Annotated in this window: 32 protein-coding genes; 23 read left to right on the forward strand and 9 right to left on the reverse strand. The window is 60.4% G+C overall.

Annotated elements, in window-relative coordinates; all coding sequences use genetic code 11:
• Positions 1-16 precede the first annotated feature (16 nt).
• On the forward strand, positions 17-211 hold the full coding sequence (locus tag ACVC7O_RS19710; RefSeq protein ID WP_458323815.1) for a DUF1674 domain-containing protein: 195 nt from the start codon (positions 17-19) through the stop codon (positions 209-211).
• Positions 212-282: 71 nt separating this feature from the next.
• Here ACVC7O_RS19710 and ACVC7O_RS19715 read toward each other — a convergent pair whose 3' ends face one another.
• Positions 283-627, reverse strand: coding sequence for a dihydrodipicolinate reductase (locus tag ACVC7O_RS19715; protein WP_458323816.1), 345 nt, complete (start codon positions 625-627; stop codon positions 283-285).
• Positions 628-724: 97 nt separating this feature from the next.
• The gene (dapB, locus tag ACVC7O_RS19720; RefSeq protein ID WP_458323817.1) at positions 725-1,543 is read right to left on the reverse strand and encodes a 4-hydroxy-tetrahydrodipicolinate reductase; all 819 of its coding nucleotides are present in this window, start codon (positions 1,541-1,543) and stop codon (positions 725-727) included.
• 88 nt (positions 1,544-1,631) lie between these two features.
• Here dapB and rbfA point away from each other — a divergent pair, with 88 nt between their 5' ends.
• The 13 genes from rbfA (at position 1,632) to ACVC7O_RS19785 (ending at position 12,223) form a co-directional block, all read left to right on the forward strand.
• Positions 1,632-2,054 (forward strand): 30S ribosome-binding factor RbfA, encoded by a 423-nt coding sequence (gene rbfA / locus ACVC7O_RS19725; protein WP_458323818.1) that lies wholly within the window; start codon positions 1,632-1,634, stop codon positions 2,052-2,054.
• A complete protein-coding gene (locus ACVC7O_RS19730) occupies positions 2,051-2,791 on the forward strand; it encodes a phosphodiester glycosidase family protein (RefSeq protein ID WP_458323819.1) in 741 nt (246 codons plus the stop codon). The genes rbfA and ACVC7O_RS19730 overlap by 4 nt, the downstream gene beginning before the upstream one ends.
• A gap of 77 nt (positions 2,792-2,868) precedes the next feature.
• On the forward strand, positions 2,869-3,780 hold the full coding sequence (gene truB / locus ACVC7O_RS19735; protein WP_458323820.1) for a tRNA pseudouridine(55) synthase TruB: 912 nt from the start codon (positions 2,869-2,871) through the stop codon (positions 3,778-3,780).
• A gap of 187 nt (positions 3,781-3,967) precedes the next feature.
• The gene (locus ACVC7O_RS19740) at positions 3,968-4,456 is read left to right on the forward strand and encodes a hypothetical protein (protein ID WP_458323821.1); all 489 of its coding nucleotides are present in this window, start codon (positions 3,968-3,970) and stop codon (positions 4,454-4,456) included.
• An 89-nt stretch (positions 4,457-4,545) separates the two neighbouring features.
• Positions 4,546-5,067: a DUF1643 domain-containing protein gene (locus ACVC7O_RS19745; RefSeq protein WP_458323822.1), complete on the forward strand. Its 522-nt coding sequence runs from the start codon at positions 4,546-4,548 to the stop codon at positions 5,065-5,067.
• 129 nt (positions 5,068-5,196) lie between these two features.
• Positions 5,197-5,841, forward strand: coding sequence for a hypothetical protein (locus ACVC7O_RS19750; protein WP_458323823.1), 645 nt, complete (start codon positions 5,197-5,199; stop codon positions 5,839-5,841).
• A 162-nt stretch (positions 5,842-6,003) separates the two neighbouring features.
• Complete coding sequence (rpsO, locus tag ACVC7O_RS19755; RefSeq protein WP_219498218.1) at positions 6,004-6,273, forward strand: 30S ribosomal protein S15; 270 nt, start codon at positions 6,004-6,006, stop codon at positions 6,271-6,273.
• 146 nt (positions 6,274-6,419) lie between these two features.
• The gene (locus ACVC7O_RS19760; RefSeq protein ID WP_458323824.1) at positions 6,420-7,010 is read left to right on the forward strand and encodes a LysE family translocator; all 591 of its coding nucleotides are present in this window, start codon (positions 6,420-6,422) and stop codon (positions 7,008-7,010) included.
• 82 nt (positions 7,011-7,092) lie between these two features.
• A complete protein-coding gene (locus ACVC7O_RS19765) occupies positions 7,093-7,521 on the forward strand; it encodes an ion channel (protein WP_458323825.1) in 429 nt (142 codons plus the stop codon).
• 29 nt (positions 7,522-7,550) lie between these two features.
• The gene (locus tag ACVC7O_RS19770) at positions 7,551-8,069 is read left to right on the forward strand and encodes a hypothetical protein (RefSeq protein ID WP_458323826.1); all 519 of its coding nucleotides are present in this window, start codon (positions 7,551-7,553) and stop codon (positions 8,067-8,069) included.
• A gap of 167 nt (positions 8,070-8,236) precedes the next feature.
• Positions 8,237-10,375, forward strand: a complete 2,139-nt coding sequence (gene pnp, locus ACVC7O_RS19775) for a polyribonucleotide nucleotidyltransferase (RefSeq protein WP_458323827.1) — start codon at positions 8,237-8,239, stop codon at positions 10,373-10,375.
• A 147-nt stretch (positions 10,376-10,522) separates the two neighbouring features.
• The gene (locus ACVC7O_RS19780) at positions 10,523-11,665 is read left to right on the forward strand and encodes an SGNH/GDSL hydrolase family protein (RefSeq protein ID WP_458323828.1); all 1,143 of its coding nucleotides are present in this window, start codon (positions 10,523-10,525) and stop codon (positions 11,663-11,665) included.
• Positions 11,666-11,764: 99 nt separating this feature from the next.
• Positions 11,765-12,223 (forward strand): Lrp/AsnC family transcriptional regulator, encoded by a 459-nt coding sequence (locus ACVC7O_RS19785; RefSeq protein ID WP_458323829.1) that lies wholly within the window; start codon positions 11,765-11,767, stop codon positions 12,221-12,223.
• Positions 12,224-12,398: 175 nt separating this feature from the next.
• On the opposite strand, the gene ACVC7O_RS19790 is transcribed toward ACVC7O_RS19785, so the two are convergent.
• On the reverse strand, positions 12,399-13,217 hold the full coding sequence (locus tag ACVC7O_RS19790) for an endonuclease/exonuclease/phosphatase family protein (protein WP_458323830.1): 819 nt from the start codon (positions 13,215-13,217) through the stop codon (positions 12,399-12,401).
• A gap of 254 nt (positions 13,218-13,471) precedes the next feature.
• Between ACVC7O_RS19790 and ACVC7O_RS19795 the strand changes: the two genes are divergently transcribed.
• Positions 13,472-13,744 carry a hypothetical protein gene (locus ACVC7O_RS19795; RefSeq protein ID WP_458323831.1) on the forward strand — a complete coding sequence of 91 codons (273 nt, stop codon included), beginning with the start codon at positions 13,472-13,474 and terminating at the stop codon, positions 13,742-13,744.
• A gap of 246 nt (positions 13,745-13,990) precedes the next feature.
• Here the strand turns inward: ACVC7O_RS19795 and ACVC7O_RS19800 are convergent, their stop codons facing one another.
• The 3 genes from ACVC7O_RS19800 to ACVC7O_RS19810 all read right to left on the reverse strand — a co-directional run bounded on the left by ACVC7O_RS19800 (position 13,991) and on the right by ACVC7O_RS19810 (position 16,715).
• Positions 13,991-14,899, reverse strand: a complete 909-nt coding sequence (locus ACVC7O_RS19800) for a DUF5996 family protein (RefSeq protein WP_458323832.1) — start codon at positions 14,897-14,899, stop codon at positions 13,991-13,993.
• Positions 14,900-15,158: 259 nt separating this feature from the next.
• Positions 15,159-15,761 (reverse strand): alpha/beta hydrolase, encoded by a 603-nt coding sequence (locus ACVC7O_RS19805; RefSeq protein WP_458323833.1) that lies wholly within the window; start codon positions 15,759-15,761, stop codon positions 15,159-15,161.
• Between the two features lie 21 nt (positions 15,762-15,782).
• Positions 15,783-16,715, reverse strand: coding sequence for a VOC family protein (locus tag ACVC7O_RS19810; RefSeq protein ID WP_458323834.1), 933 nt, complete (start codon positions 16,713-16,715; stop codon positions 15,783-15,785).
• A gap of 115 nt (positions 16,716-16,830) precedes the next feature.
• Here ACVC7O_RS19810 and ACVC7O_RS19815 point away from each other — a divergent pair, with 115 nt between their 5' ends.
• The 3 genes from ACVC7O_RS19815 (at position 16,831) to ACVC7O_RS19825 (ending at position 19,806) form a co-directional block, all read left to right on the forward strand.
• Positions 16,831-17,739: a LysR substrate-binding domain-containing protein gene (locus ACVC7O_RS19815; RefSeq protein ID WP_458323835.1), complete on the forward strand. Its 909-nt coding sequence runs from the start codon at positions 16,831-16,833 to the stop codon at positions 17,737-17,739.
• A 281-nt stretch (positions 17,740-18,020) separates the two neighbouring features.
• A complete protein-coding gene (locus ACVC7O_RS19820; protein ID WP_458323836.1) occupies positions 18,021-19,283 on the forward strand; it encodes an acetamidase/formamidase family protein in 1,263 nt (420 codons plus the stop codon).
• A complete protein-coding gene (locus ACVC7O_RS19825) occupies positions 19,273-19,806 on the forward strand; it encodes a hypothetical protein (RefSeq protein WP_458323837.1) in 534 nt (177 codons plus the stop codon). Before ACVC7O_RS19820 ends, ACVC7O_RS19825 begins: the two co-directional genes overlap by 11 nt.
• On the opposite strand, the gene ACVC7O_RS19830 is transcribed toward ACVC7O_RS19825, so the two are convergent.
• A complete protein-coding gene (locus tag ACVC7O_RS19830) occupies positions 19,760-20,737 on the reverse strand; it encodes an AraC family transcriptional regulator (protein ID WP_458326121.1) in 978 nt (325 codons plus the stop codon). The two genes, ACVC7O_RS19825 and ACVC7O_RS19830, sit on opposite strands and share 47 nt — an antisense overlap.
• Between ACVC7O_RS19830 and ACVC7O_RS19835 the strand changes: the two genes are divergently transcribed.
• The 4 genes from ACVC7O_RS19835 to ACVC7O_RS19850 all read left to right on the forward strand — a co-directional run bounded on the left by ACVC7O_RS19835 (position 20,684) and on the right by ACVC7O_RS19850 (position 23,569).
• On the forward strand, positions 20,684-20,824 hold the full coding sequence (locus tag ACVC7O_RS19835; RefSeq protein ID WP_458326139.1) for a hypothetical protein: 141 nt from the start codon (positions 20,684-20,686) through the stop codon (positions 20,822-20,824). The genes ACVC7O_RS19830 and ACVC7O_RS19835 overlap by 54 nt on opposite strands.
• 142 nt (positions 20,825-20,966) lie before the next feature.
• Entirely contained in the window at positions 20,967-21,425 is a 459-nt protein-coding gene (locus ACVC7O_RS19840) for a cupin domain-containing protein (protein ID WP_458323838.1), read from the forward strand.
• Positions 21,426-21,436: 11 nt separating this feature from the next.
• A complete protein-coding gene (locus tag ACVC7O_RS19845; protein ID WP_458323839.1) occupies positions 21,437-22,924 on the forward strand; it encodes a flavin-containing monooxygenase in 1,488 nt (495 codons plus the stop codon).
• 204 nt (positions 22,925-23,128) lie between these two features.
• The gene (locus ACVC7O_RS19850) at positions 23,129-23,569 is read left to right on the forward strand and encodes a cupin domain-containing protein (RefSeq protein ID WP_458323840.1); all 441 of its coding nucleotides are present in this window, start codon (positions 23,129-23,131) and stop codon (positions 23,567-23,569) included.
• Positions 23,570-23,847: 278 nt separating this feature from the next.
• Here ACVC7O_RS19850 and ACVC7O_RS19855 read toward each other — a convergent pair whose 3' ends face one another.
• Positions 23,848-24,267 carry a hypothetical protein gene (locus ACVC7O_RS19855; protein ID WP_458323841.1) on the reverse strand — a complete coding sequence of 140 codons (420 nt, stop codon included), beginning with the start codon at positions 24,265-24,267 and terminating at the stop codon, positions 23,848-23,850.
• Complete coding sequence (locus ACVC7O_RS19860; protein ID WP_458323842.1) at positions 24,264-24,425, reverse strand: hypothetical protein; 162 nt, start codon at positions 24,423-24,425, stop codon at positions 24,264-24,266. Before ACVC7O_RS19860 ends, ACVC7O_RS19855 begins: the two co-directional genes overlap by 4 nt.
• A gap of 365 nt (positions 24,426-24,790) precedes the next feature.
• On the opposite strand from ACVC7O_RS19860, the gene ACVC7O_RS19865 reads away from it, so the two are divergent.
• Positions 24,791-25,753 carry a FecR domain-containing protein gene (locus tag ACVC7O_RS19865; RefSeq protein WP_458323843.1) on the forward strand — a complete coding sequence of 321 codons (963 nt, stop codon included), beginning with the start codon at positions 24,791-24,793 and terminating at the stop codon, positions 25,751-25,753.
• Positions 25,754-25,755: the final 2 nt, after the last annotated feature.

Here is a 25,755-nt window from a genome sequence, read left to right on the forward strand (position 1 = left end):
GATGAAAGACCCGGATATGACCGAAGAGACCCCAACCGAAGAACCTAAGCGTAAACTGCCACCTGCGGCCCAACGTGCGCTGGCCGAAGCCGAAGAGCGGCGGCGCAAGGCAAAAGAGCTGGAGTTGCCGCCGGAACTTGGCGGGCGCGACGGCCCCGAGCCTGTTCGCTACGGTGATTGGGAAAAAAAGGGGCTCGCGATCGATTTCTGAGCGCAGCTTTTGCCACACACAGACAAGAAATGGCGTACGCGAAGAGCACGTTTCTTCGGATCAGGGGCCGACTACCTCAGCCGGAACTCCGCCGAATCGCCTGCTCCACGGTCCGACGTGAAGCGGATGCGGTTCTCATGCGCCCGCACCTCTTGGCAGTTGTAGCCCAGCGGGTCACCATCCCAAAACAGATCCCGGCAGAAATAGCCTTCCTGCCACGTCCAGTTCCCGGTCACCGGCCAAGCCGCGCCCATACCGGAAATCTCGCCTTCACTCGAAACCTCCAGCCGAACGAAGGGTCGCCGCAACTCCTTGTTCTGGATCAGTGCGACAAATTCTTCCTGGCTGTCGACCTTGGCGAACTCCGCCGCGGCAGAGGTCGCTGTCAGCAACGCTGTGCCTATCACAATACTCATAACTTTTCGCATCAGTCCAAAGCTCCCGTTTGATGCTGTGATAGAGATACGCAACAGATCGGAGTTTGGTTTTCTCAAACCGTGGTTAAGCGGCGAATTATTGCTCAGCGAGGCCCAGAACGTCGAGCATGTCATAGGCGCCGGGCGCCCTGCCCCGGGTCCAGAGCGCCGCTTTCAGCGCGCCACGCGCAAAGACCGAGCGGTCTGACGCCACATGGCGCAGCGTGATCCGCTCGCCTGCGGCGGCGAACATCACGTCGTGCTCGCCGACAATATCGCCGCCTCGAATTGACGTGAAACCGATGTGGCCGGTCTCACGCGCACCGGTGATCCCGTTCCGCGCCCGGTCAGACACGTCTTCGAGCACAACTCCGCGCCCCGCTGCTGCGGCCTCGCCCAGCATCAGCGCGGTGCCAGACGGCGCGTCGACTTTCTTATTGTGGTGCGCCTCGATGATCTCGATGTCGTAGTCATCGTCCAGTGCCGCCGCCACGCGCTTGGTGAGCTGGACCAAAAGGCTGACCCCAAGGCTCATGTTGCCCGCCCGCACGATCGTGGTCCGCTGCGCGGGGCCTTCAAGTTGCGCGATCTCGTCCACCGTCATGCCCGTCGTGCCGATCACGTGCGCGATCCCGGATTCGGCGGCCGCCTGCGCAAAAGCAATGGTGGCTGCGGGAGCCGTGAAATCAATCACCACATCAGCGCCGGAGAACGCACCCAACACGTCATCGGTGACGACCACACCGCTCTCGCTACCGCCCATGACCACCCCGAGATCACGCCCAACCCACGCATGCCCGCTGCGTTCGAGCGCACCGCTCAGCACGGTACGGTCCGACGCGGCGATGGTCTCGACCAGCATTTGCCCCATGCGGCCGGACACGCCAGTGACCACGATTCTCAGCTCTTCGCCCATGCCACTCTCCCTGCGCAAAACTCCGGGCCTCTGCTTATCGCGCCACCCCGCGCTTGGCAAAGCCTCAACGACCGCTTAGATGAGGCGCATGGGCAAGAACAAGTTTCACGATGGGCCGGGGCCCTCGCAACGGCAGCTCCGCGTCGGCGAATTGATCCGCCGCGCTCTGTCTGACGTACTGGCGCGTGGCGATGTGCATGACCCCGACCTCAACCGCATGTCGATCACCGTGGGCGAGGTGCGCACGTCGCCTGATCTCAAGATCGCCACCGCCTATGTGCTGCCCTTGGGCGGGCGCGGGCAGGACGAGGTCATCGCGCTGCTCGCACGCAACAAGGGTGAACTGCGCAGGATCATCTCCAAGAAGCTCGCGCTGAAATTCGCACCCGATTTGCGCTTTCAATTGGACGAGACCTTCGACCGCATGGACGAGACACGCGAAATGCTGGGCCGCGACGAGGTGCGCCGGGACACGCAGAAGACCGATGCGGAGGAGCGCGGCGCCGAATGATCCGCCCATTGGTCATGGCTGCGGGCCTGACGCTTCTGGCCCATACCGCCGCAGCCGTCGAATGCCAGACAGAAGCCTTCGATGGCGCGCGTTATACGATCTGCGAAGTGAACGCTTCCACAGAGACGCTGGAGCTTTTCCTCTATGGTGAGGATGGCGCACCTCTCGGTCAGTTCTCGAATATCAACCGCAAGCTCGCGCCCGAGAACCTGCAGCTCACCTTCGCGATGAACGCAGGTATGTATCACGACGACCGCGCCCCTGTGGGGCACTACGTGGAGGACGGCCAGGAGATCATGCGCGTGATCGAAAGCGCTGGCCCCGGCAACTTCGGACTGCTGCCAAACGGTGTGTTCTGCCTGCGCGAGGGGCGCGCCGATGTGTTCGAAACATCGGCCTATGTCGCCGCCGCGCCTGGTTGCAAGGACGCCACGCAGTCCGGCCCGATGCTGGTGATCGACGGTGCGCTGCATCCACGGTTCCTCCAAGACGGGACCTCGAAGTTCATCCGCAACGGCGTCGGTACCTCGGACGACGGGCAGCGCGTGGTGTTCGCCATCTCGGACGAGCCGGTGAATTTCTACGATTTCGGGCGGCTCTTTCGTGACCACCTCGCTCTGCCCAACGCGCTCTATTTCGATGGCAAGATTTCGCGGCTCTACGCGCCAGAGCTGGGGCGCAGCGACTTTGGCTTCAGCCTCGGCCCGATCGTCGGCGTGGTTGCACCCGCCGAGTAGAGGTTTTCCTCCGCTTTCCTCTGGCCGTTTGTGGCCCAAACCGGTAGAGCGGCGACCTCAAGCGAGATGAGGACAGCATGGGACGCAGACGTCAGGGCAGAGATATTTCGGGATGGCTGGTGGTGGACAAGCCAGCGGGCCTGACGTCAACCGCTGTGGTAAACAAGGTTCGCTGGGCGCTGAATGCGAAGAAAGCGGGCCACGCAGGCACGCTGGATCCCGAAGCCACCGGCGTTCTTGCGGTGGCGCTTGGCGAGGCGACCAAGACAGTCCCCTATGTCACGGACGCTCTGAAAGCATATGAATTCACCGTGCGGCTCGGCCAGGCGACGAACACCGACGATGCCGAGGGTGAAATCATCGCGGAGAGCGATGCGCGCCCGGATGAAGCCCAGATCAAAGCGGCGCTTGGCGCGTTCGTCGGTGACATCGAACAAGTGCCGCCGCAGTTCTCTGCAGTGAAGATCGACGGCGAGCGTGCCTACAAGCGGGCGCGTGACGGCGAGACCATGGAGATCGCGGCGCGCCCTCTTTACGTCGAAAGCCTGTTGCTCGTCGACATGCCCGACGCCGACCACGTCACCTTGGAGCTGACCTGCGGCAAAGGCGGCTATGTCAGGTCCATTGCGCGGGACCTTGGGCAGGCGCTCGGCTGCTACGGGCATGTGCGCGAACTGCGCCGGATCTGGTCAGGCCCTTTCGATGCCGATGAGGGTCTGAGTATTGACCAGATCGAGGAGATCGCGCGGACCCCGGCGCTTGACGCTCATCTTCGTCCGGTTGAACTGGCATTGGCAGACCTGCCCGAAGTGAAAGCCACCGCAGAGGGCGCAGCACGCCTGCGCAATGGCAATCCCGGCATGGTCTTTGCCACTGACGTTGAGTACGGCGCGGAGGCTTGGGCCTCCTTCGAAGGGCGCGCTGTGGCCATCGGGCGCTATAAATCTGGCGAGCTGCATCCCAGCCGGGTACTGAATATTCGGGACTGAGCAGTTCCAAATATTTCAATCTGTCGCAAACCTCGCGCCGATGTCAGCCAAAACGTTGGGTTATTACAAAGAATGTTACGAAAAATGTGAAAGCGGTAAGCCTTGTGTGAGGCCACTGCACAGGCGGCACCACACTGGTCATATTCGGGTCAGACGACGCACACTGATCCAACCCGGAGACCTTCACATGAAACGCACGATCTTCACCATTCTGACAGCCGGCGCCTTCGCCGCCATCGCCTTTGACACCTTCGGCCAGGCGCTTAGCCCGCTCTTTGGCTATGCCAAGCTGGCCCCCGTTGGGCTGGCAGGCGCCACATTGAAGTCCGTCTTTGGCGCAGCACCCTCGGGCGCGGCTTACCTGCTGCACACGCTGACCGGCCTGCTGTTCTATGTGATCGGCTATTATGCCATCGCGCGCCCCGTGCAACGAGCAGTTCTGCCCCAGTTGCACTGGGGTGTGACCGCCGTGGTCTACGGCGTTGCGCTCTGGGCCTTCGCCCTCTACGGCATGGCCCATCTGGTCGCAGGCATGAAACCCTTCCTCGGGTTCACCGGGATCACCTGGGTCGCACTCTGGGGTCATGTGGTCTACGCCGTGGTGGCCGCCGCGACGCTGGAACTGCGCGGCGAGGTGATGGAACTGCCACACAAGCGCGCTGTCGCACTGACTTGATATCACAGCACTTTTCGAAGAAAGGCTGCTCTTCGGGGCGGCCTTTCCCGTGCCCTTGCCGTCTCCGGTATCAACTGGCATGAAGCAACATGCGCACCCGAACGCACACCGCAGACGGCGTCTTTTCGACAGCCGTCTATTCCAATTGCGAGGCCTATCGCTACAGCCTCTCGCGGGTCTGGGACGCAGGCGGCCCCCGGGTGAATTTCGTCATGCTGAACCCGTCAAAAGCGGACGAGCTGCGCAATGACCCTACGGTTGAGCGTTGCGAACGCCGGGCGCGGAAACTCGGGTTTGGCGCTTTCGAGGTCACGAACATCTTCGCATGGCGCGAGACCGACCCGCAGACCATGCGCAAAGCAACCAAACCGATTGGCCCCGCGAATGACGATGTTCTCATCCAGGCCGCCAAGCGCGCCGATCACGTGATCGCGGCCTGGGGCGTGCATGGCGCGCATCAGGATCGCGGTGTTGCCGTGGCGCGGTTGCTTCACGACGCCGGATGCGCCCTGTACCACCTCGGCACCTCGAAGGACGGCCACCCGCGCCACCCGCTCTATCTGCCCTATGCGAAGGCACCAGAGCGCTGGCACCTCGATCTGACCCGTTAACACATTGGTTAGAAATTCGGCATAGACCCGTCTCCGGCGCGGGTGATGCGGCATTTTCTGGCCAAGCGCGCGTCGGTGTGAGGTGAATGAGGTCTGGATCACATGCTCTGGTTGGCGGGTTTGGTAGGTATGGCAGGGGTCGGCGCCGCGGCATTCGTCGGCGTGAAAGCGGATGTGTCCGACGACGAAGACAGCGTTCTGCAGGATGAGACGATCCGCAGTGGCGATGGCGACCTGCTTCTCGATCAGATCAAGGACCACAGCACCGAAGGCGGCCTCCTGCAGTCGGATGTAACAGTGGCTTTTAGCGCGCCGCCAAACGTGGTTTCAGGCCCGGGTTGGGGCGACGACGTTCTCAACGAGGTGATGGCCGAGCTTGAAACCGCGGAGGCCGAGCAGTTGCAACCGAGCCAAGACGCAGAAGCCATTACGTACAGCTCTGCCATGCTCGACAGTGATGACGTCGCGCTCGAAGATCCGGCGGGATCCGTGGACCAGCTCCTCAGCGATTGGATCGCTGAACGTGACGGCGCTGAAATTCTCGACTACGAAGCCCGCACCGAAAGCCTGATGGTCGTCTGGGACGACACCGAGGCCACGGCCAGCGAACCACAGGTGGATGTCGCCCCCGATCCAGATGACCCTGAGGTCATGCATGTCTCGATGAACGGTGAAAACGTGGCCGAGGTCTACGGTGACAGCGCGCTCAGCGTCGCCGATATCACCCTGATCCCGCTCAGTTCTGCCATGGCCGTAGGTCTCGAGGCGGTCTGAGGCGCGCGGCGCCTTCGAATTCAACGATTGCCATTTCAGACCGGGGCGCTTATACGCCCGCATCGCCGCGTGGATTCTTTCTGCGCGCCACACTCCATGGGCCTGTGCTGGACGACATCCCGGCCTGCGCCTTGATCGAAACTTTTGCTACAGGAGCCCCCGATGTCGATCACTGCTGAAGACAAAGCCCGCGTCATGAAGGAATACGCAACCAAGGAGGGCGACACAGGGTCACCCGAAGTTCAGGTTGCCATCCTCTCCTCGCGCATCGCGACGCTGACCGAGCATTTCAAAACCCACAAGAAAGACAACCACGGCCGCCGTGGTCTGCTGAAGATGGTGGCCACACGCCGCAAACTTCTCGACTACGTGAAGGGCAAGGATGAGGCCCGGTATCAGGACCTGATCAAACGCCTCGGCCTGCGGAGATAAGTCGCAAAGCGATTTTCTCCGCGTGCGGACAGGTGGATTTGCAGAGCGAACATACGGTCCCGCACCCCGCCAAAGTTGAAAGCATACCGCGCCCTGCCCGGCGCGGTTTTTCTTTACCATCGCCGGTAGCTGCATAGAGTGCGCCCATGCTCACCTTTGCCGCCGCTGTTTTCTTCCTGATCATCACCCCCGGCCCCGGTGTGCTCTCAACCGCAGGCGTCGGAGCCGCCTTCGGTGCCGCGGCAGGCAGCCGCTATGTCGTTGGCCTCTTCATCGGCACTAACCTGGTCTCACTGGCGGTCGTCTCGGGCGTGACCGCAGCCATCCTTGCCGATGATCGCCTGCGCCTTGTACTCTTTTTCGCGTCCGTCGCCTATCTGGCCTATCTCGCGCTGCGGATCGCGCTCGCGGGCAGCAAGGTCGCCTTCATTGAACGCGCGAAACCGCCCGGCATCGGCGGCGGCATCCTGTTGCAGGCGATCAACCCCAAAGCCTATGCGGTGAATACCGCACTCTTTTCCGGCTTCGGCTTCTGGCCGCAAAGCTTCGCGGTGGAAATTGCCTTGAAATTCCTGATCGTGAACGTGATCTGGATCCCAATCCACTTCGCCTGGCTCTGGCTCGGCATCGCGCTGCAGCGCATGAACCTGCCGCACCGCACCCAGCGCGCGATTAACATCGCGATGGCGTGCTCGATGATGGCGGTTGTCCTGCTCGCCGCGCTCTCGCAGACCTGATCGCAGAGCATTGGACAAGCCCCGTGCCGCCGCGTAAACCGTTCCAAACCCACATCAAAACGTAACCCCCCGGGGCGTGCCCATGCCTGTCCTTCTCGAGATCATCTTCGGCAGCACAGTGCTTCTGATTTGCGCATTGCTGCACATTCTCAGCATCGCACGGATGATCCGACATCTGCGCGAGAACGATCATTTCCAGCCAGGCCGCACCACACGTCATCAGCTGTTGACCGTCTGCGTGCTATTCTTGCTGCTCTTGGCCTCGCACACCATCCAGATCTACATCAGCGCCTTCTCGCTTTGGGTGATCGGCGCGCTGCCGGGATATGAGGCCGCGATCTATTACTCGCTCGTCACCTACACGACCGTGGGCTACGGCGATGTGGTGCTCGACCCGGGCTACCGGATTGCGGGCGCGATGATCTCGGTCACCGGCATCCTGATGTTCGGCATGACCACTGCCTTTGTCGTCGGTCTCTTCGCACGCATCTTGGGCGAGAAGGACCTTTGAAGGAAAGGTCCGCGCGCTAACTCAGCCGCATGGATGATCTGCCCCGCCTCGCCCTTTCGGTCCGCCAGCCGTCCGCCTGGGCGATCATCTATGGCGGCAAGGTCATCGAGAACCGTTCGCTGGGCTCCATCCGGGCTGGACGCATGATCCCCGGAGCCATCTGTATCCACGCCGCCACGGGCATGAAGGAGGACGAATACCGTTACCTTCACTGGCGCTTTGCGCAGCACGGCGCCACCTGTCCGCGTCCGGATGAACTGGTGCGCGGCGCGATCATCGGCACCGTGGACGTGGTCGAGATCGTCACGGAAAGCGACAGCCCGTGGTTCGGAGGCGAAGCGGGTCTTCTGCTCGAAAATCCACGCCCCATCGCTCCGATCCCCGCCAGCGGCGCGCTCGGCTATTTCGAATGGAAACCAGGTGGAGAGATCGCCCCACCCAAACCCTGGATGAGCCGCTTTGGCAGAGGGGCAGACGACGCCACGGGTGACCTTTTCCCAGATGCGCCGCCGGCCTACAAAACCCCACCCAAGAAGCCATGGCGCTAGGGGTGAACGCTGCGTAAAGCCTCCCTTTCCAACACATCATTTCTCGTGTACGTACGCGCAATCTGAAAGCCGGCGCCCGGACCTCAGCGCCTGACAAAGAAGATACCGGGGTCAGGGGGAATACGCCCCCTATGCAAATGGCCAGTGGGCCAACTTGAGGAACCTAGATGTTCAACGAAACGAAAAAGTCGATGCAGTGGGGCGAGGAAACGCTCACACTGGAAACCGGAAAAGTGGCCCGTCAGGCGGATGGGTCGGTGATTGCGACGCTGGGCGAGACCAGCGTGATGGCGAACGTCACCTTCGCCAAGAAACAAAAGCCAGGTCAGGATTTCTTTCCGCTGACCGTGCACTACCAGGAAAAGTATTACGCCGCCGGCAAGGTGCCGGGCGGCTTCTTCAAGCGCGAGGCGCGCCCGACCGAGAAAGAGACGCTGACCGCGCGCCTGATTGACCGTCCGATCCGCCCGCTGTTTGTGCCCGGCTTCAAGAACGAAGTTTTGGTGATGTGCACCGTGCTCTCCCACGATCTGGTCAACGACCCCGACATCGTGGCGATGATCGCAGCCTCGGCGGCCCTCACCATCTCCGGCGCACCCTTTATGGGCCCGATTGCTGGCGCGCGCGTGGGCTTCGAGGATGGCGAATACGTGTTGAACCCCACCGTGGACGACATGCAGGACCTGCGCCTGAACCCCGAGCAGCGCCTCGACCTCGTCGTGGCAGGAACCAAAGACGCCGTCATGATGGTCGAATCCGAAGCCTACGAGCTGTCGGAAGCGGAGATGCTGGGCGCGGTGAAATTCGCGCATGAGAGCATTCAGCCGGTGATCGACCTGATCATCAGCCTGGCGGAAGAAGCGGCCAAGGAGCCATTCGACTTCCAGCCTGCGGATTACTCCGAGCTCTCCGCCGCGATTGCGGCTGCCGGTGAGGCCGACATGCGCGCCGCCTTCGCGATCTCTGACAAGCAGGAGCGCACCACAGCCGTGGCCGCCGCTCGTGAGGCAATCATGGAAGCGCTGAGCGAAGAGCAAGCCGAAGACCCGAACCTCGGGTCCGCGATTAAAGGTCTCGAGGCCTCCATCCTGCGCGGCGACGTGGTGAAAACCGGCAAGCGGATCGACGGACGGAAAACCGACGAAATCCGCGACATCGTCTGCGAAACCGGCCTGTTGCCACGCACCCACGGCTCTGCGCTGTTTACACGCGGTGAAACGCAAGGCCTCGTGGTCACAACCCTCGGCACGGGCGACGATGAGCAGTTCATCGACGCGCTGCACGGCAACTTCAAATCGAACTTCCTGCTGCACTACAACTTCCCGCCCTACTCCGTTGGCGAAGCGGGTCGTGTGGGCCCTCCGGGACGGCGCGAAATCGGCCACGGCAAGCTCGCGTGGCGCGCTTTGCAGGCAGTGCTGCCCGCAGCGACTGACTTCCCCTACACCGTGCGCGTGGTGTCTGAGATCACCGAATCGAACGGCTCCTCTTCCATGGCCTCGGTCTGTGGCGGGTCGCTGTCGATGATGGACGCGGGCGTTCCGCTGAAATCGGCTGTGGCCGGTGTCGCAATGGGTCTGATCCTAGAAGAAGACGGCTCCTACGCGATCCTGTCCGACATTCTGGGTGATGAAGACCACCTCGGCGACATGGACTTCAAAGTCGCAGGCACTGAGAACGGCATCACCTCGCTGCAGATGGACATCAAGGTCGCGGGCATCACGCCCGAGATCATGGAGAAGGCCCTGGCTCAAGCCAAAGACGGCCGTATGCACATCCTCGGCGAGATGAACAAGGCGATCACAGGCGCGGGCGACTTCTCCGTGCACGCGCCACGCATCGAGACCATGCAGATCCCGACCGACAAGATCCGCGAAGTCATCGGGTCCGGCGGCAAGGTCATCCGCGAGATCGTGGAAGTGTCGGGTGCGAAAGTGGACATCAACGACGAAGGCACCATCAAGATCGCCTCGCCCAATGGCGAAGCCATCAAGAAGGCCTACGACATGATCCACTCGATCGTGGCCGAGCCCGAAGAAGGCATGATTTACACCGGCACAGTGGTGAAAATCGTCGACTTCGGCGCCTTCGTGAACTTCTTTGGCAAGCGCGACGGGCTGGTGCATGTGAGCCAGATCGAAAACCGCCGCCTGAACCATCCGTCGGATGTGCTGAAGGAAGGTCAGGAAGTGAAGGTCAAACTTCTGGGCTTTGACGACCGCGGCAAGGTTCGCCTGTCGATGAAAGTCGTCGACCAGGAGACTGGCGAAGAAGTCAAAAAGGAAGAAGCGCCCGCGGAGGAATAACCGTTCCGGACTGCGCGAAATCAGGCCCCGGTGGGAACACCGGGGCCTTTTTCGTGACGCAGCGTCGCGTATGGCTTCCGCAGGGTCAGGCTGGGCGCGTTCCAAAACAGTGTTAACCTCTCAACCAAATCGGCTTGGGAGGGCCAAATGAAGAACCACATTCTATCACTGGGACTGGCCTTCGGGCTCGCAACCGGCGCGCAGGCCGGAGTACTCGATTTCACCAGCTACTACGCCTTGGGCGACAGCCTGTCCGACGACGGCAAGCTCGGCCAGCTTGCCCCGCCCAGCGTTGGCGGACGCTTCTCCAACGGCCCGGTCTGGACCGAGATCATCGCCGACCGCTTCCGCGCCGCGAAGAAGGAGACTCAGAACTTGGCGCTTGGGGGCGCCACTGCGGGCAACATCAACACCACCGATTACAGCGGCGGTGGGACCGTCCCCCCAGAGCAGGTGGCCGCTTTGACGGCGCTGTCGACCTTTCAGAACCAGGCTGCAACCCTTGCGGCCACAGTCGGCAATGCGGGCAGCAACCCGCTGGTTTCGGTGCTCTTTGGCGCCAATGACTTCTTCCAGCAACTCGGCACCGCCGAGTTCAACCCCGTACGCACCGCTTCCGAAGTCATCTCAGGCATTCGAGCAGTTGCGGCAAGCGGCCCCCAATTCGACGACTTCCTCGTCTCGAACCTACCGGACATCAGCCGCACGCCAGCGTTCAACGCCGAGCTTGTCGTGGCACAGGCGACCCTGGCCGCGCTCAAAGCCGACCCCACGACCGCGCCGGAAGTCATTGCAGAGGCCGAAGCCGCCGTTGCTGGACTTACCGACCGCGCCACAGCCATTCGTGGCGCATCCTTATTGTTCAACGCCAAGCTTGAGGCTGGCCTGCAAGAGCTTGAGGCCGTGGACGGCCTCACCATTACCCGGGTCGACCAGTTCTCCTACTTCAGTGACTTGATTGCCAATGCGTCCAGCTTCGGCATCACCGATACGATCTTCCCCTGCACAACGACCCTCCGCGAGTTGCAGCTGGACGGGAACTGTTCGTTCGTTGGTTTCACCGACGACGGGCAACCGATCTTCGACCCGACGCTGGCAGACAAGCTTCTCTTTGCCGACGGCGTGCACCCCAACCGGATCGCCCAAGCGCAATTCGCCGAATTCGCCCTGTCGACAATCGAAGACCGACTGCCCACACCCGTCCCGGTGCCTGCCGGTCTGCCACTGTTGCTGGCAGGTCTTGGCGTGTTTGGCGTCGTCGCCCGACGGCGCGGGACGCGACCCGCCTAGAGCCGCCGAAAGCCTTTTGCAAAACCCCTGGCATCCGCCGGGGGTTTTCTATTCAGGAAATGCTCTGTAGCTAGGAGATATCTCGGGAACAGGACAAGAATGAAGCTTTCACCCACGGATCAGCGGCTTTTGCGGGAAATTCAACGCGATGCCAGTCTTTCGCTCGCCCAGTTGGCCGAGCGATGCGATATGGCCCAAAGCACCGTCTGGCGGCGCATGCAGGACTTCGAGCGCGCCGGGCTGATCACCGCCCGCGTGGCACTGCTCAATCCCGCAAAGATCGGGTGCAAGCTGTGCGTGCTGGCCTCGATCACCTTGCGGGATCATGCGGAGAAAACGGTGGCGGGTTTTGCCCAGCTGATCGAAGGGCACCCGGAAATCGTGGAGTGTTACGCCACGTCCGGCAGCGCGGATTATCAGCTGAAAATCCGCGTCGATGATGTTGAAGCCTACGAGAGCTTCATGACCCACACGCTTCTTCGCAACGAGATCGTGCGCGGCGTGCATTCCAGTTTCGTGCTGAAAGAGCTGAAATCGACAACCGAACTCCCGATTTAGCATTGGTCATTTGACTTCCCGGTTCGAAAGTGGTGGTCCGCTACGTCGCCAGATGCGATGCATCACCTCAAGAACCGATGTGGCCGCGCCTGCACAACCGTCGACGCAAGAAGGCCCCCTCGCGGCCAAACCCGCCTTGCGTTAAGACAGATCGAATGGTCTCATGCCCGAGAGTTTACAGGTCAAGGACCAGAGGACAGTGATCTGAAACCTCCGGATCGGAGATGACATCAAAGCTGCGGACAGCCTCCTCGCGGTCGATCAGCATGTAATCTGCAAATCGGCCCGGCTTCTTGTAGTGCGAGCTTCTGGTGCCCTCGAAACCACGCCCCGTGACCAGTTCCGAAAAACCAGCCTCCGCCAATATCCCGAGCGTCTCGCTGCCGGGCTCAACGTTGAAGTCGCCGCATATGACCCGCAGATCGGCGACACCGGACACCTGCTCTGACACGGCCAGCAATCGACGTGCTTGTGCCGCACGCTCGGGCGTATCCATCTTTCCGTTGAGATCGCGCAGGCCATGCATATGCGTCACACTTATCGACCGGCTGAGCGCATAATCGTAGATCCGAACACCATGTGCGGTCCGAGATCGTGGATGGTGGCCATAGCCAACCGCGGAATAATCCTTGTGCACAAAACCCTGGACCTGGCCAATGATCGGATGCGAGCGGCGGACAAAGGTCGCCAGCCCCCACCGCGACGGTATCTGGTGATCTTCATCCCAGAGAACGCCCTGCGCCGCCGGACAAAAGATCACCTCGTGATCCGGAAGGGCGACGCACACATCGCGAAAGAAGTTGGCGCGCTGTGGCAAAACGTGATCGCCGTCTCGGTAGGTCAACCAATCCTCGTCTGTCTCTGGGCTGTGCACGACCTCCTGAAGGCAAAGATTATCCGGGGCCGCCTCCACAAGATACGGAAGCAAATCATTGTGGAGCTTTCCGCCCCAACCGTTCAGGCACATGATTTTCAAGACGTTTGCCTCAACCATCCTTCAAAGAACCCGACCTTCGCCGCCCTCAAGGGAATAATCAAGCGGGGGCTGAGAAGCCTCTAGAGATGGCTTTGGATGGGAGGTGAGCGCCAGCCGAATGCGGGTTGATACGATGTTTCTGGTATTGCTCAGCTCACGGTCAGGCACGAGATGACACACCTCAAACGTGTATTACGCTCACGCACAGTTCAAGCTATTGTCGTGCCCGAGCCGTCACCTTGGACGGACGATGTTTGGTTAGGTCGAAACCATTGAGAGATTTCGCCTCGAAAGCCGGGTTGGACCCTTACACACTTGTTGAACGTGCTTTCGAGCACGGTTGGCAGCCCATCCATTCCATCCCGCTGGCCGGGGAAGGCGAGTTCACTGTTCTAACGCTGAAGGGGCTGGTTCGGCGCGCGAAGAACCGCAAGACAACCCGAACCTTCAGGCGCTCCGACAACTATGGGCCGGCGCGGACAACGGTGGTCTCGATCGCGACCGGAAACTATCTTGCGGCGATCGCCTGGAGACCTGTCGAATAGCCCAAGTGGCGTCCGGCTTTGCGAGCAGCCACCGGCGGCTCCATCGACCCACTCACCAAAAGCGATTGGTCAAAGCTCAGAACCAACTGCCATCCGCTTCAAGGCGGCGGATGACAGCGATCTGCTGAAGTCTTTCCTTCACGCAGCCTTCACCAATCACAGCGCCTCGCTTAGCCGGTTGTCAGTCGGATATTTGAGGGCTGATGCAGACTAGAACCCGAACGACAAATCAGGTGGTGTGCCTCGCTATCGAGATACAAAATCGTGCTGGAATGCAGCCAGTGGCCAGTCTGCCTTCTTCCCGGCGCCTTGGTAGAGGCTCTCAAGAAACGCCAACAGATCTGTTCTTGGATCTTCGGATTGCAGCAAATCGTCGTAGGTCAGCACCGCCAGTGCGCCACCGTTTTTCTCGACCCACTGGGCGGCCTTCGGTGCGAGCGCAACATCGCTTAGACCTGCTGGCTCCGGATAAGCGTACCCATAGAAGGCCGCGTGCTGAAAACTGTCATCTCCTGGCCAGAAACCGATGGAGATTACCTCGTGAGAATAGGCTTCCTTGTCCGAGGCCGTCCCGCCCTCAAGCGGGTGCGCGCGTCCAGAAAACCGCGTGACCACCAGATCAAAGGAATGCCAGTAGAGATGCACCGGCGCTTGCTTGCCACTAAACCGCGCCCTGAACTCTTCGAAAACGCCCGCAATCCAGCAAAGCGCCTTCCAGTAGTCGGTGACGGCTTGCTTGTCATAAGCGCGCGGGGATGTGTCATCCGGAAATGGTGTGGTCGATTTGTTTTCGTAGGGAACGGGATAAATCTCGACCACGATCCCGAGATCACGAAGGCCCTTCATGGTCTCGCCATAGAACTCCGCGACCGTACGTCCGGCCACATCGAACTGTGTTTGGCGCGCATCACTGCGGCTGATAGTAACGTGGTGGTCGATCATGTCGTAGCTGATTTCAAAGCTGACCTCCCCATGGGGGATCAGCCCAGTCGTCACCCCACGCGCCGACGGATAGAGTGTCACATGCCACCAATGGTTCAGCTTGGGGTGCGTCTTCAGCCTGATCTTTCCGATGATCTGCAGGAAGAGATGCAGCGTATCTCGCGTGTCGACCCAATCGGTATATGTGAGGGGTGGCAGGGTGATCTCGGTCACGATTGTCGTCCTTTCGTTTTGCTGCAGGCCGAGTAGAGGAAGTCAGGAGCGCTTTTGAGATAGCCGACCAGCCAGCCCGGTTTTCGAACTGCACCTTAGGATCGGTCGAGAGTGCTTCCTCGTGAATATCGACCTGCATGGTTGTCACATGCAGATTGAGGGTCTGAAGACGCCCGCAGACACACCGTCTAGCGGGCGCCTCCGAAGCGTCGCATTCAAGCGCGGGGCGATCAGAGAGCGATATCGTCTGCCTCTTAAGCTACGTCGCATCCCGCAGCAGCGCTGAGAGGGCATCAACCTCGGTCTGCTGTATCTCATGCCCGCCATCGTGCCAAAGCATACGCAAATCAGTTTGCTGTTTTGCGACATAATCCGCCAAGTCTTCTGTCTGCTGGGGCGGGCAAATCGGATCGCGCCGCCCGGCCGTGATGAGAAGCGTTTTGCCCTCAAGCCCCGGCTGTGGCGCCGGGTGCCATGGAATGAGCGGATGCAGCCAGGCCGCGGCGTCAAAGAGTTCCGGGTGCTTCAGCATGACCGCGGCCAGAATATTCGCGCCGTTGGAGTAGCCAAAGCCGAGAACACGGGAGGCACCGACGCGCTCCTTCTGCGCGGCAATGAAAGATGCCATGGCCTCGGTCCTCTGCCTCAGATCATCCATGTCATAAACACCCTCTCCGGTGCGTCGGAAGAACCGATTTGCGCCGTGTTCGGAAACATCCCCACGCGGCGAGATCACATGCGCATCGGGCCGGATCTGCCTTGCAAAGCCGTGAAACTGGGTTTCGTCACCACCTGTTCCATGGAACGTAAAGATCAAAGGTGCCCCGTTTGGGGCACCAGTTTCTGCAAAGTGATATGTCATCTCTCAATCCTCTCGCGACAGCTAGTCCGTGATCGGACGCAATATCTCCTCGATGTGGGCCCGCAGCGGCTCGTGCTGTGTCGGCAGCTTCAGCGTCTCACCGAGATGGGCGATGTCCTCATCGCGATCAAAACCGGGCTCATTGGTGGCAACTTCGAAGAGAACCCCACCAGGCGTCCTGAAATAAATCGCCCAGAAATAGTCGCGGTCGATCACGGGCGTGACTTGATACCCGGTGTCCAAAAGCGCACGACGGACCTCGAGCTGCTTGTCCCGGTCTTCGACCGCGAAGGCGATGTGATGTACCGATCCGACGCCTTGGTTTGCGAAATCCGTACTCGGTAGGGTTTCCACATCGATGACATTCGCCTCATTGCCCCCGGCGACAGAAAAGCGGGTGACGTCGCCATCTTTTCCAAGTTCGTCATAACCCATGAAGCGAAGCAACTCGGACGTCCGGCCGTCATCGCGCAAGCGCATGGAGGCGGAGTGGAAGCCGCGAATGGCATAGTCCGCAGGGATGCCTCCACCGGTCCAGCCTGTGCGCGTGTCACCGTCAACTTCAGTCAGCGAGAAGCGCTCGCCATCCGGTCCGGAGAACCCAAGTGTCGCCGCCCCGAATGCAGATCCGTCGGACAGGCCCGAGACGCCGTGTGCCATCAGCCGTTCTTTCCAAAACCCCAGAGCATCTTTCGGAACGGCAAAGCCGGTTGTGCCTACCTCACCGGTGCCAGGCCGACCTTTTGGCATGTGAGGAAACGGGAAATAGGTCATGACCGAGCCCGGCGTTCCCACTTCATCACCATAATAGAGGTGATACACATCCGGAGCGTCAAAATTGACTGTCTTTTTGACCCTGCGAAGACCAAGAGTTTTGGTGAAGAAGTCATTGTTGACCTGCGCGTCGCCCGCCATGGACGTCACGTGGTGGAGCCCTTTGATGTCGGTGATCATTGCTCAGCCCTTTCGCTACGATGTTCATGTCTGTTGGGCCACAACATAGTCCCTTCACTTCATTTGATAATGTGCATAATAATGACAATATTATTTCGTAAAACACGGAAGTGAGATGAGCGGGCAGATTGAGTACATCCGGACATTCCTGGCGGTGATGACCGAGGGAGGGTTTTCGGCTGCGGGACGAACCCTCGGCTTGTCGCCCACAATCGTCACGCGTCATGTTGCGGAGCTTGAGGCTGAGTTGGGCGTGCAACTTTTTACCCGGACCACGAGAAAGGTGGATTTGACGGATGCAGGCAGGCTCTATGCGGACCGCGTGAAACCGATCCTGCACGACCTGGATGCCGCAAATGAGGAGGTGCGACACCGGCAGATGGGGTTGTCAGGCCCGCTGCGGATCAGCGCTCCGATGTCCTTTGGCACCCGTTTGCTACCCGACATCGTGACCCAGTTTCGCGTGCTGCATCCCGCCGTTCATCTGCAGATCCAGCTTACCGACAGGTTTGTCGGGATCGCGGAGGAAGGCTATGATCTCGCCTTGCGCATTTCGGAGCCGCCACAAGACCTCAGCACCATATGGCGCAAAATCTGTCCGATTGATCGGGTACTTGTTGCCTCGCCGACCTACCTCGATGTGCGCGGCAGGCCCACGAACCCCGCGCAGTTGCAGGATCACGATTGCATGCATTACACGCATGCTCCTGCCACCCCGCTTTGGCGGTTCTTAAACGATGGCGATGAAACGCGCATCCGGCTTACACCCTGTTTCACCTGCAACAATGGCGATCTTCTGGCGAGGTTGGCGCAGCAGGGAGAGGGGATTGCTCTGTTGCCCAGGTTCATCGTCGAGGAAGCGCTTCACGACAACCGTCTCGAGAGCTTGCTGACACATTGGCATGCGCCTGACATCTGGCTGACAACCACAGTTCCGCCCTATGAACAGCTGCCCGCGAAGGTCGCCGCGTTTATCAGCTTTGTGGAGGCCTACATGAGCGACCCCATGAAGAGTGAACCGTAGAAGCAGGCCCTGGGATGCCGCTAGCGCGCCCAACAGCGCCTTCAGTTCATGTCTCTCCCATCGGGTGCAAAGGGCGCGATATCGGTGCTCGCCTGCAACGACCAAGCAACTGGCACTTCAAACGGAGCCAAACACATCTTGAGCGTGATTCAGCGCCCAAAGAACTGAATAAATCCGCTCGTCTAACGCGGATCTGACACGCGAATTCACTTCAAAATAGAAATTTCGCGCTGTCGCATGTACGATCTCTTTCATTGATCAAAGCAAGGAAGGAGTTCGGCATGACGTTTGCACGATGGGGACTCGCGGCGCTGTGCGCTGGCGGGATGGGGCTTCCGGCTCTCGCTGATACCACAGAGGTGACCTGGAAAACGGAAGTGATCATCGAGAAAGAAGGTGCTTTCTGTTCCGACGACCCGAATTGCTTCAATCGATATCATCCCGAGATTGCGGCCGTCGCCACCGCATCGCCGGGCGACTTCATCGTGTTTGAAACACGCGATGCGCTCGACAGCGATCTCACACTCGATTCCAATGCCGATGATGTGGCCGCCCTAGACCTCTCGGGCGTGCACCCGATGACCGGACCCGTGGCCATCGAGGGAGCTGAGCGCGGTGATGTGCTCGCGGTGACCGTTGTCGATATCGCACCGGATGAGTTTGGCTATACCGTGATTGTCCCGGGGTTCGGCTTCCTGCGGGATGAGTTCACCGAACCCTACTTTGTCGGCTGGCGGCAAACCCGCACGCATGCGGTGTCGGACGCCATGCCCGGTATCGCCGTGCCCTATGAGGCCTTCACCGGCTCGATCGGTACCATGCCGGGCGAACCCGAAATCGAAGCCTGGCTGGCACGCGAAGCGGACCTTGCCGCCGTTGGAGGCGTGGCCCTGCCGCCGGAGCCCACGGGCGCGCATCCCGCATCGGTTTGCGGAACGGAGGGCAGCCATGCAGACCGGTGCCTGCGCACGGTCCCGCCGCGCGAGAATGGCGGCAATATGGACGTGCAGCAGATGCAGGTGGGAACAACGATCCTGATCCCGTGTTTCGTGGATGGCTGCAACCTGTTCATCGGCGACGTGCACTATGCTCAGGGCGACGGTGAGGTGTCGGGCACAGCGATCGAAACCGGCGCGGTGGTCACTGTCACAACCGAAGTGCGCAAAGGGGATGGCAGCTTCATCACCAGCCCGCAAGTGGAGGGAGGTCAGCAGATCAAGGACATCGAACCATCTGCATTCCACCAGACCATCGGGTATCCCTTCAAGGAGGCCGGTACCGTGCCGGTGTATCACACCTACCTCGACAGTGAGCCGATCGAGGGGCTGTCGCAGCTGTCCGAGGATCTGACGCTGGCGGCGCGCAACGCGCTCACCCAGATGATCGACCATATCGTCCGCACCTACGATCTGACCCGCGAGCAGGCCTATATCCTGGCCAGTGTCGCGGTTGACCTGCGCGTGGGTCAGGTTGTCGACGTGCCGAATTACGTGATCACGGCTGTCCTCAACAAGGACGTGTTCGTGCCCGACGATGCTGAATAGGCGCGGCTTCGTCGGCTTTGCGCTGGCGGGTGCCCTGGCGCAGGCGGCACCCTCGCTCGCGCATACGCCATATGGTCAATGGGTGGTCTACAGGCAGAAACACCTGCTGATCGGCGCGCATCGTGGCGACGCACGGACATATGAACTTGCGAAGACAGTTGTCGCTGGGCTGGCCCGTGAACTGCCGGAAGCGCGGGCGCGCGTAGCCCGCGGGCCCCGCCCCCAACGGATCGCCTCCCTCATGAGCACCGGCCAGCTGTTCGTCACCGTGCTCTCCGCTGAAGAGGCGGCGCTCATGGCGCGGGCTGCGGGGCCTTTCGAGGGGTATCGCCCAACGCAGATCCATGCTTTGGCTGACCTTGACGATGGCTACCTTCTGTTTGCCACGTCTGACTTCCCGGATGACCACGCACGCTTAGTCGTTGAGGCAATTGATCATGCAGGTTTAGGGTCGGCGCCTGCCGCGGAGTATAAGCCTATCCATGCCGCCGCAAAACGCTACTGGGACACGACCGAGCCTTAAGAGCAGCGACGCATTGGGCAATGCGTTTTGGCTGACCGCGCAAAGAAGCTCTCGCAGAGGCATAGGTGTCACTCACGTCGCTTGGCGCTTGTCCGAACCGCTGGCGAAAATCCCGAGAAAACCGACCGAGGTGGGTGAACCCACAGTCGTAGGCGACGTCGCTGACCCGGGGCCGGTCTGTGCGGCGCGACAGGTGGAACTTGGCCGTATCAAGCCGAATGTCGCGCAAATAGGACATCGGCGACTGTCCAAGCGCCTGCCGAAAGCCAATCTGCAAGCTGCGCGGGTGCATCCCCGAGGCCTTGGCAAGGTCATTGAGAGACAGGTCGTCGGCGAAGTGGCTGTGGATGAAATCCTGTGCCTTCCGGATCATGCGCGGCGTCACGCCAGGCGGGTCCTTACGCAAGAGATGAGAGATATTGTTGGGCTGGTGGTGCAAGAGCGCGAGCGCAAGTTCGCGCTCAATGGCCATCAGTTGCAGGTCATCTATACCAAGCGGCAGAGCTCCTGCCTCGAAGGCTCGAGCCACCGTGATCACGATGTATTTCAAGTTTCGCCCGCCGTCACTTAGCAGATCAACTCTCGGGGCAAAGCGAATCTGTCCGGGCAGTGGCATATCTAGGTCGTTTTCCGCGACGCTGTGCAGAAAACTCGCATCGATCTGCATCATGAGCTGCAGGCAATCGCTGCTCCATGCCATGGTGGTCGTGCGATCCGGGTTCAGAATGGTTGCGCAGTCGGATGTCGAGTCGACTTCTTCCTGGCGGTGAACGATCTGCGCGGCGCCGACAAGCGGGATTTGCAGCAGATAGAACTCGCGAAGCTCTCCTGGGTCGATCTCCACATCGCTGCCGTACCCCAGCAGGTTCAGGGACACATGGGATCCACGCACGTGATTGTGCCGCACATCGAGCCGATTTCCGCACCGCAGATTGAGGCGATGATCGCAGTATCTTTGCGAGACCGCATGGCGCGCCTCATCGAGGTCCTGCGTCCTCAGAACCTCGTACGCCTCTAGGAATGTCCCCCTGATCCCCATCGCAACAAGCCTAGCCAGTCACAGATTTGCTTCAAGCCTAAAGTTTTTGACTCGCATTTTGGATAGTCCAACGGGATCGGATGCAGCATGGTTGAGCAGGAACGACAGAGAGGGGTGGAGAATGGACCTTGGAGTTACAGCAGCTGACGGCTTCGTTGGCGACACGACATGGAATGTGGTCGGGCAGATTTACACGCCGAAACTGCACAGCCCAAACGCGTTCATCTGGCATGCGCGGATCCCGGGTGGCACCTTTGTGCCAGCGCATATCCACCCCACGCAGGACGAATGGATCTATATGCTGAGCGGCGTGCTCGAGGTCGAGTTCGGCCACGACCAAGGCGAGGTCACGACGCACCCCGCCACCACAGGCGATATGGTCCGCATGCCGATGGGCAGGTCACACGGCATTTTCAACCGCTCGGACGCGGAGGCCACATGCGTCTTCGGTGTGGCACCCGCGCGCAAACTGTTTGATCTGTTCGGTCAGCTTGATGGCGTGACGGACCCCGAAGAGCTCGTGCGTCTGTCGGCCATGCACGAGGTCGACTTCCTGCCGCCACCCCCGGACGCGGGGTAAAGGAGCCGAGCATGGTCAAGCGAAAGAAAGTTGCCGTGATTGGGGGCGGCGTGTCGGGGCTGGCGGCCGCCAAAGCCTTTGACGAACGAGGGCACCGGGTTGTCGGATTTGAACGCAGCCACGATTTTGGCGGCGTGTGGGAATTGTCGCGGTCCTACCCGGATGTGCAGACGCAGTCGCCCAAAGACCTTTACTGCTACACAGATCACCCGATGCCGGAGGATTACCCCGAGTGGCCAAAGGGTCCGCAGGTGCATGCTTACCTGCATTCTTATGCCGAAAAGCACAATCTGCACCGCCTGTTCCGTCTGAACACCAACGTGACCGCCATGAACAGGCGCGCGGATGGCGCACCGGGCTGGACGCTGACGCTGGAGGCGGGCAGCCACAGATGGGCAGAAGACTTCGACTTTGTCGTCATCTGCACCGGCCAGTTCTCGGAGAAAAATGTCATCTCTCACCCCGGTCAGGAGGGTTTCGAAGCTGCCGGCGGGCAGGTCATGCACTCATCGGACTACACCGATGCGTCGATGGTCGAGGACAAACATGTCGTTGTGCTCGGCGGATCGAAGTCCGCCACCGACATCGCCGTGAACGCGGTCAACAGCGGCGCGCGGTCCGTGACATGGGTCTATCTGGAGCCGGTCTGGCGCGTGCCCTACTTCGTTGGGGGTATCAACTTCAAGCGCTTGCTCTACATGCGCGCGCAAGAACAGCAGTTCAACGCCTGGGGCAAGACCGGTCTGCAGCGGGTCATCGCCGCGGTGTTCAAACCTCTGGTCTGGGCCAACTTCCGCGGGCTTGAGACGATACTGAAGGCCCAACTCGGCCTGAAGAAATACGGGCTGGTGCCGAAAGTTCCAATCGAGAAGGAGGTGTCGTGCTCGGTTCCGATCGTGACGCCTGGCCTGTTCGAGGCGCTGAAAGCGGGCAAGATCAGGAACATTCAAGGGACCTACGACCACTACGATGGCAAGACCATCCATATGACAGGCGGCGAAACCGTTGAAGCCGACGTCTCGATCCTCGCCGTCGGCTGGAAACTCGGCGTGCCGTATCTGCCGCAAGCCTACCGGGACAAGCTCATCGAAAAGGATGGGCAGTATCGAACCTATAGGCTCTCGGTGAACCCGGATCTTCCAGACATGGGGTTTGTCGGCTTCAATTCGTCCTTCTGCACCGTCTTGTCAGCGGAAATGATCGCGAACTGGCTGGTGCGCTATGCCGATGGACAATTGGCCGACCAGCCCAGCGACGAGGAGATGACCACCAACATCGAGATGATGCTTGACTGGCGCCGCACCGAGCGACCCGCCGCGCAGATCTATGGCGGTCTCTGTTCGGCACCCTTTCACTTCAAGCACTTCGACGAGTTGCTGGCTGATATGGGGGCCAAAACGCGCAAGCGGGGCAATCCGCTGGCCGAAAACTTCAACTATCCAAATCACGCGGCCTATGGCGAATTCCTGGCGTCCTGCCCGCAGTATCACGCTGGATAGCGAAAGCAGAATTGCAGGGGGATCGACCCATTTAGTTGACCCGGAAGACGGGGACAGATTGACTGAACTTGGTGCGGAAGACCGATCGCGACTATCGTGACAGGTGGCGTGAACCGGCTTTTCGACGGGCCGAACGACGGCGCCAAGCCGACATGAAACATCACGCGCGGCCTGCGGGGCCTACATTTTGAAAGGGGACAGGACATGACCAAACTCGACGGCGGCATCACCCGCAATGGCGAAGGCACGGAGCTGAATATTCTTGGCCAAACCTACTATATCAAGGCCTGGTGCGAGAGCACATTTGCGTTTGAAACCAATTCATTGCCCGGCCAGCACGTGCCAGTTCACGTCCACCCGACGCAGGACGAATTCATTCTCGTGCAAGAGGGTGAACTGGATCTCAAGCTCGACGGTGTTTGGTCAAAAGCCAAGGCCGGCGACCTCGTCCGTATGCCCAAGGGCGTGCCCCATGGCTACTTCAACAAATCCGACAAACCGGCCCGCGCGCTCTTCTGGGTGGCGCCAGCAGGCAAGCTCAAAGAGCTTTTCGATGAGTTGCACGAGATGACCGATGTGGAGGCGGTCGTCAAAATCTCGGCCGAGCATGACGTTGATTTCCTGCCGCCAGACGCCAATGAGTAACATCCGCGCCTCGTGTCGAATCATCGCTTCCGCAGACCTACATCGACATTAGATGAGTGGCTGCGCGCTGGTTAACTGAGGTTGCTTACGCTGTAGGATGGCGCCCCGAAGCGCAACATACGTCGACCGCTGGGCATCATGCCTCACCTGCCCGCTCCGCCACGAACGTCGAAACACGTGCATTCTGGCCTCGGACAAGCAGGGGCGCGTCTCGACCCCGTAAGACTGGCGGAACGATCAGCGCCTCTCCGCAAAGCCCGACCTGCTTACGCTGGGCGCTAGGACGGCCGGCAGCCTTCAGCGTTCTGAGCCAGATCAGGCAATAGGAAAACGCTGCGCGCAGTCTCCGTCAGGAGCCGATCAGTCTTGTACCACTTGGCCAAAACATCCTTCGACATAAGGTCCGAGTTTGCATCGACAAACTGCGCGAAGGTGCCGCCTGGTGTCTGGGCCAGCCTTTCAGCGATCAGGCTCATAAAGGCGTATGTGATCGTCAGGTTGAACTTCTGAGGGACACCCGCTTTCGAGGCGATGGTGCGCAAGCCTCTTGCGTAGATAGCCGCGCCATCAATGAAATCGTATTTGTGCAGCAGATCAAATGCGACCCGGACATGCTCGACATGATGAAAGGTCGCCGCGTCAACGGTGCCCGCCTCGAAGGCCTGTGCGACAGCGGAGCATTCGAATGTATCCGTCATGTCTCATCCTCTTTGAAGGTGTGGCTGTCTGCCGCGCTCCAGTCGAGATCATAGACATCTTTGAGCTGCGCGATCTTGCCCAACGTCTCGGGCGAGAACGGCGGCTTGTTCTCAAAGCTATGGAGCGCAATCCCCTCGATCAGGTCGCCGAGGGACATATCAAGGTGTTCTGCGGTCCCCTTGAGCACCTTGAGCAACCGTTTCTCGACACGAATTCCGGTTTGGGTTCGATCAGCCGTACGTGACATAAGGATACATATGTATAATTCTCACAGGCCGGTCAAGTGGCGCTTGCCCGACCTCAAAACGAGGATTGTGCCCGAAACACCCGCTCCACGCGAAAATTGAAAAGCATCGGTTAACCAACACGCCAGACTCCATGGTCCAATTCGGCATTCCTTTACCTCTTGGCGGCATTGAAAGTGCGCTTTCAAGAAAGAGGTGAGCCATGTTCCTACGCACACTCATTGCGCTTGTTTTTCTGATCGGGGGGAGTTTCTCGGTCGCGGCGGAAGGTTGGCAATTGCAGCGCGCCGATGGAAATGTCCGGATCTCGGTTGATGGCAAGACCTGGAACCGTGCGAAAGATGGCACGACCCTGTCGAGCGGCACTTGGATCAGAACGGGTGCGCGCAGCCGGGCGGTCCTTGGGCGTGGGGCCGAGAGAATTATCTATCGCGCCAATACGCTCGCCGCTGTATCGGTTTCGCAACCGACGGGCCAGACCACACAGGTGACGCAGCAGCGTGGGTCGGTATTCCTTTCTGTTGTGACAAAGCCAAGGAAGCGCACCAGCGTTGTCACCCCACATCTGGCGGCCGTGATCAAAGGCACGGTGTTGGAAGTCACCACGGACGAGCAAAGCGCATCCGTGCGCGTTGACAAAGGGCTTGTGGAAGTCCGCAGCGAGGGGCGAAGCGTCGATGTCAGCGCGGGCCGCGAGGCCGTCTCGGATGGCCGCTCCTTAAGCGTTGCTGCTGCAGAGGTCACCAGCCGCGTTCCGGGGGCTCCGAATACGTTCAGCCTCGAGCTACGGGATGCACCTGCAGCGCCCACCGCAGCCGGTCAGCGTAACGCAAGTGCGACGGGGCTTGCTAACGGGAATGCGTTTGGACTGTCCGGCGCAACCGGCAACAACGGCGTTGGAAATCGCAACGGCGGCGGAAACGGCAACGGCGGCGGAAACGGCAACGGTGGCGGAAACGGCAACGGCGGCGGAAACGGCAACGGCGGCGGAAACGGCAACGGTGGCGGAAACGGCAACGGTGGCGGAAACGGCAACGGTGGCGGAAACGGCAACGGTGGCGGAAACGGCAACGGTGGCGGAAACGGCAACGGCGGCGGAAACGGCAACGGCGGCGGAAACGGCAACGGTGGCGGAAACGGCAACGGTGGCGGAAACGGCAACGGTGGCGGAAACGGCAACGGTGGCGGAAACGGCAACGGGAACAACGGCAATGGCAACGGCAATGGAGGCGGAAACTGACA

This window comes from Roseobacter cerffii (assembly GCF_054226325.1).

What these genes read in the sequence shown, in the direction of transcription:
- truB (WP_458323820.1), top strand. Translation starts at nt 2,869, where the DNA reads ATGGGACGCAGACGTCAGGGCAGAGATATTTCGGGATGGCTGGTGGTG.
- ACVC7O_RS19780 (WP_458323828.1), top strand. Translation starts at nt 10,523, where the DNA reads ATGAAGAACCACATTCTATCACTGGGACTGGCCTTCGGGCTCGCAACC.
- ACVC7O_RS19845 (WP_458323839.1), top strand. Translation starts at nt 21,437, where the DNA reads ATGGTCAAGCGAAAGAAAGTTGCCGTGATTGGGGGCGGCGTGTCGGGG.
- ACVC7O_RS19785 (WP_458323829.1), top strand. Translation starts at nt 11,765, where the DNA reads ATGAAGCTTTCACCCACGGATCAGCGGCTTTTGCGGGAAATTCAACGC.
- ACVC7O_RS19760 (WP_458323824.1), top strand. Translation starts at nt 6,420, where the DNA reads ATGCTCACCTTTGCCGCCGCTGTTTTCTTCCTGATCATCACCCCCGGC.
- ACVC7O_RS19855 (WP_458323841.1), bottom strand. Translation starts at nt 24,267, where the DNA reads ATGACGGATACATTCGAATGCTCCGCTGTCGCACAGGCCTTCGAGGCG.
- ACVC7O_RS19730 (WP_458323819.1), top strand. Translation starts at nt 2,051, where the DNA reads ATGATCCGCCCATTGGTCATGGCTGCGGGCCTGACGCTTCTGGCCCAT.
- rpsO (WP_219498218.1), top strand. Translation starts at nt 6,004, where the DNA reads ATGTCGATCACTGCTGAAGACAAAGCCCGCGTCATGAAGGAATACGCA.
- ACVC7O_RS19835 (WP_458326139.1), top strand. Translation starts at nt 20,684, where the DNA reads ATGGGATCCACGCACGTGATTGTGCCGCACATCGAGCCGATTTCCGCA.
- dapB (WP_458323817.1), bottom strand. Translation starts at nt 1,543, where the DNA reads ATGGGCGAAGAGCTGAGAATCGTGGTCACTGGCGTGTCCGGCCGCATG.
- ACVC7O_RS19840 (WP_458323838.1), top strand. Translation starts at nt 20,967, where the DNA reads ATGGACCTTGGAGTTACAGCAGCTGACGGCTTCGTTGGCGACACGACA.
- ACVC7O_RS19815 (WP_458323835.1), top strand. Translation starts at nt 16,831, where the DNA reads ATGAGCGGGCAGATTGAGTACATCCGGACATTCCTGGCGGTGATGACC.
- ACVC7O_RS19715 (WP_458323816.1), bottom strand. Translation starts at nt 627, where the DNA reads ATGAGTATTGTGATAGGCACAGCGTTGCTGACAGCGACCTCTGCCGCG.
- ACVC7O_RS19850 (WP_458323840.1), top strand. Translation starts at nt 23,129, where the DNA reads ATGACCAAACTCGACGGCGGCATCACCCGCAATGGCGAAGGCACGGAG.
- pnp (WP_458323827.1), top strand. Translation starts at nt 8,237, where the DNA reads ATGTTCAACGAAACGAAAAAGTCGATGCAGTGGGGCGAGGAAACGCTC.
- ACVC7O_RS19790 (WP_458323830.1), bottom strand. Translation starts at nt 13,217, where the DNA reads ATGGTTGAGGCAAACGTCTTGAAAATCATGTGCCTGAACGGTTGGGGC.
- ACVC7O_RS19810 (WP_458323834.1), bottom strand. Translation starts at nt 16,715, where the DNA reads ATGATCACCGACATCAAAGGGCTCCACCACGTGACGTCCATGGCGGGC.
- ACVC7O_RS19710 (WP_458323815.1), top strand. Translation starts at nt 17, where the DNA reads ATGACCGAAGAGACCCCAACCGAAGAACCTAAGCGTAAACTGCCACCT.
- ACVC7O_RS19740 (WP_458323821.1), top strand. Translation starts at nt 3,968, where the DNA reads ATGAAACGCACGATCTTCACCATTCTGACAGCCGGCGCCTTCGCCGCC.
- ACVC7O_RS19770 (WP_458323826.1), top strand. Translation starts at nt 7,551, where the DNA reads ATGGATGATCTGCCCCGCCTCGCCCTTTCGGTCCGCCAGCCGTCCGCC.
- ACVC7O_RS19820 (WP_458323836.1), top strand. Translation starts at nt 18,021, where the DNA reads ATGACGTTTGCACGATGGGGACTCGCGGCGCTGTGCGCTGGCGGGATG.
- ACVC7O_RS19750 (WP_458323823.1), top strand. Translation starts at nt 5,197, where the DNA reads ATGGCAGGGGTCGGCGCCGCGGCATTCGTCGGCGTGAAAGCGGATGTG.
- rbfA (WP_458323818.1), top strand. Translation starts at nt 1,632, where the DNA reads ATGGGCAAGAACAAGTTTCACGATGGGCCGGGGCCCTCGCAACGGCAG.
- ACVC7O_RS19745 (WP_458323822.1), top strand. Translation starts at nt 4,546, where the DNA reads ATGCGCACCCGAACGCACACCGCAGACGGCGTCTTTTCGACAGCCGTC.
- ACVC7O_RS19765 (WP_458323825.1), top strand. Translation starts at nt 7,093, where the DNA reads ATGCCTGTCCTTCTCGAGATCATCTTCGGCAGCACAGTGCTTCTGATT.
- ACVC7O_RS19805 (WP_458323833.1), bottom strand. Translation starts at nt 15,761, where the DNA reads ATGACATATCACTTTGCAGAAACTGGTGCCCCAAACGGGGCACCTTTG.
- ACVC7O_RS19860 (WP_458323842.1), bottom strand. Translation starts at nt 24,425, where the DNA reads ATGTCCCTCGGCGACCTGATCGAGGGGATTGCGCTCCATAGCTTTGAG.
- ACVC7O_RS19825 (WP_458323837.1), top strand. Translation starts at nt 19,273, where the DNA reads ATGCTGAATAGGCGCGGCTTCGTCGGCTTTGCGCTGGCGGGTGCCCTG.